We start from the raw sequence: 3,279 nt of genomic DNA, 5'->3' as shown, positions 1-3,279 counted from the left end.
GATGCGGTCGACGCCCGCCGCCATGCCGCCATGCGGCGGCGCGCCGTACTGGAAGGCGCGATAGAGGCCGCCGAAACGCTCCTCCACGTCCGACTGGCTGAGGCCCACCTTCTCGAACGCCTTGACCATCAGTTCCGGCGACTGGTTACGGATCGACCCCGACGCGATCTCATAACCGTTGCAGACCATGTCATATTGATAGGCGTTGATCGTCAGCGGGTCCTGATTGTTCAGCGCGTCCAGCCCACCCTGCGGCATCGAGAAGGGGTTGTGCGCGAAGTCGATCGACTTCGACTCCTCATCATATTCGTAGAAGGGGAAGTCGACGATCCAGCACAGTTCGAACCGGTCCTGGTCGATCAGATCCAGCTGCTCGCCGGTGCGGATGCGCGCCAGACCGGCCAGCTTGGCCGCCTGAGATTCCTTGCCCGCCGCGAAGAACACGCCGTCATTCGGCCCCAGTCCCAGCGCATCGATCAGCTTCGCGGTACGTTCCTCGCCATGATTCTTGGCGATCGGGCCGCCGGGAATGCCATCCTTGATGTTGATATAGCCGAGGCCCGAATAGCCCTCGGCCCGCGCCCAGACATTCATGTCGTCGAAGAATTTGCGGCTGCCCGCGCCAGCGCCCGGCGCCGGGATCGCGCGGATCACCCCCCCGCTTTCCACGATCCCTGCAAAGATGCCGAAGCCCGAGCCCATGAAATGCTCGGTGACGTCGGTGATCAGGATCGGGTTGCGCAGGTCGGGCTTGTCCGACCCATATTTCAGTATCGCCTCGGCATGGGGGATGCGCGGAAAGCTGCCCGCAGGCGTCACCGGCTTGCCGTCGGCAAACTGCTCAAACACCTGCGCGATCACCGGCTCCATCGTGTTCCACACATCTTCCTGCGTGACGAAGCTCATTTCCAGATCGAGCTGGTAGAATTCGCCCGGCAGGCGGTCGGCGCGCGGGTCCTCGTCGCGGAAGCAGGGCGCGATCTGAAAATAGCGGTCGAAACCCGCGACCATCAGCAACTGCTTATATTGCTGCGGCGCCTGCGGCAGCGCATAGAATTTGCCCGCATGGATGCGGCTGGGAACCAGGAAGTCGCGGGCACCCTCCGGCGACGACGCGGTCAGGATCGGCGTCGAATATTCGGTGAAGCCGATCCCCTCCATGCGGCGGCGCATGTCGGAAATGATCTTCGTGCGCTTGACGATATTCGCGTGCAGCGTCTCGCGCCGCAGGTCGAGGAAGCGGTAACGCAGGCGGATATCCTCGGGATATTCCTGCTCGCCCGCGACCGGCAGCGGCAGATCGGCGGCAGCGGACAGCACGACGGCATCCAGCGCGCGAATCTCGATCTCGCCAGTGGGCAGGTTCGGGTTCACGGCCTCCTTCGACCGGGCGACGACCTTGCCGGTCACGGTCACGACGCTTTCGGCGCGCAGCGATTCGATCACCTGGAACACCGGTCCGTCGACTTCGGTGACGATCTGCACCATGCCATAATGGTCGCGCAGGTCGATGAAGACCAGATCGCCATGGTCGCGCTTGCGATGCACCCAGCCCGATACGCGCACCTCATGGCCGACTTCGGCCGAGGTTAGGGCGCCGCAGGTATGAGTGCGATAGGCATGCATGGCGTTTTGTATCTTTCAGATTCGTTTTACGGAAATGACAAATTGTTGCAGCGCCGCTATGGGCAGTCCTGTCAAGCATTGACGAGCCCGTGCGCGACGGGCCAGCCCATAATAAGATCGAAGACCATATGCAAATCCATCCGCTGATCACCGACAGCAAGACTCTCGCTTCATTCTGCGCCCGTATCGCCCAATCGCCTTATATTGCGGTCGATACCGAGTTCATGCGCGAAAACAGCTACTGGCCCGACCTCTGCCTGGTGCAGGTCGCGGATTCGAACGAAGCCGCCGCGATCGACCCCAAGGCGCCCGGCCTTGACCTTTCGCCCCTGCTCGACCTGCTGGTCGACAATGAGGATGTGCTGAAGGTCTTTCATGCGGGCGGGCAGGACCTGGAGATCATCTACAACCTGACCGGCAAGACCCCCCACCCGATGTTCGACACCCAGATCGCGGCGATGGCGCTCGGGCTGGGCGAACAGATCGGTTATGGCAATCTGGTCGATGCGTGGCTGGGGGTTCAGCTCGACAAGGGCGCCCGCTTCACCGACTGGGCGCGCCGCCCGCTCGACAAGCGGCAGATCGACTATGCGATCGGCGACGTCACCTACCTCATCCAGATTTTCCCCAAGATGCTGGAGGAACTGCGCCGCACCGGCCGAGGCGACTGGCTCGATCAGGAGATGGAGCGCGTCTGCGATCCCTCCAACTATGTGAACGAGCCGGAGGAGGCCTGGCAGCGCGTCCGCATCGCCAGCCGCAAGGCGGATGTTCTGGGCCGGCTGAAGGCGCTGGCCGCCTGGCGCGAGCTCGAGGCGCAGGACAAGAACCTGCCCCGCGGCCGCATCGTCAAGGATGAGACGCTGGCCGACATCGCCAGCCACCCGCCGCGCTCGCAGGACGATCTGGGCAAGGTGCGCGGCCTTTCCGCCACCTGGAAGACCAATGATATCGGCAACCGCCTGATGCTGGCGATCGCCAATCACAAGCCGCTCGGCAAGGACGAGATGCCCGAGCGCGATCCCAAGCGCCCCGGCCTTGGCAAGGACGGCGCGCTGGTGGCGGATTTGCTCAAGCTCCTCCTCAAGATTCGCTCGCGCGACATCAACGTCGCCGCGCGCCTGATCGCCCGCAGCGACGATATCGACGCACTGGCGGCGGGCGTGCGTGAGGAACTCTCCATCCTCGAAGGCTGGCGCTATGAGCAATTCGGTCGCGACGCGGTTGATCTGGTCGAGGGCAGGCTTGCCTTCGCGGTCAAGAATGGCCGACTGAAAATGACCCGGACGGAATAGGGGCTTCAGCCATGCGGACGGCAGCGCTCATCCTTCTCCCCCTGCTGGCGGCCTGCGCCGCCGCTCATGGCGAAGGCCCGGCCACGGCGCCCGCAATGGCGGACGGGCCGTGCCGCAACGAAGGGCTGGACCGCTTCATCGGCCAGACCGCCAGCGCGGACCTTGGCACGCAACTGCTCAGGAGTTCTGGCGCCCGCACCCTGCGCTGGGGCGCGCCGGGCATGGCGATGACCATGGATTTCCGCGCCGACCGCCTGACCGTCAGCTATGACGAAAAGATGGTGATCACCACCGCCCGCTGCGCCTAGTCACCTGAATCTAAAGTTCGCCACATAAAGTTTGTTCGGTTTTTTGGCAG

At 63.6% G+C, this 3,279-nt stretch carries 3 protein-coding genes; 2 read left to right on the top strand and 1 reads right to left on the bottom strand.

The window, feature by feature from the left end; translation table 11 throughout:
• The coding region (gene aspS, locus RUH75_RS23515; RefSeq protein WP_313809630.1) for an aspartate--tRNA ligase at positions 1-1,626 on the bottom strand (1,626 nt) is incomplete at its 3' end.
• 128 nt (positions 1,627-1,754) lie between these two features.
• Between aspS and rnd the strand changes: the two genes are divergently transcribed.
• Positions 1,755-2,921, top strand: a complete 1,167-nt coding sequence (gene rnd / locus RUH75_RS23510; protein ID WP_313809631.1) for a ribonuclease D — start codon at positions 1,755-1,757, stop codon at positions 2,919-2,921.
• A gap of 11 nt (positions 2,922-2,932) precedes the next feature.
• Complete coding sequence (locus tag RUH75_RS23505; RefSeq protein WP_313809629.1) at positions 2,933-3,229, top strand: I78 family peptidase inhibitor; 297 nt, start codon at positions 2,933-2,935, stop codon at positions 3,227-3,229.
• Positions 3,230-3,279 lie beyond the last annotated feature (50 nt).

Source organism: Sphingobium sp. (assembly GCF_032153725.1).
Classification (GTDB): Bacteria; Pseudomonadota; Alphaproteobacteria; order Sphingomonadales; family Sphingomonadaceae; genus Sphingobium.
Note: the sequence above shows the minus strand (reverse complement) of the source record. Positions and strands in the feature narration are given on the sequence as shown.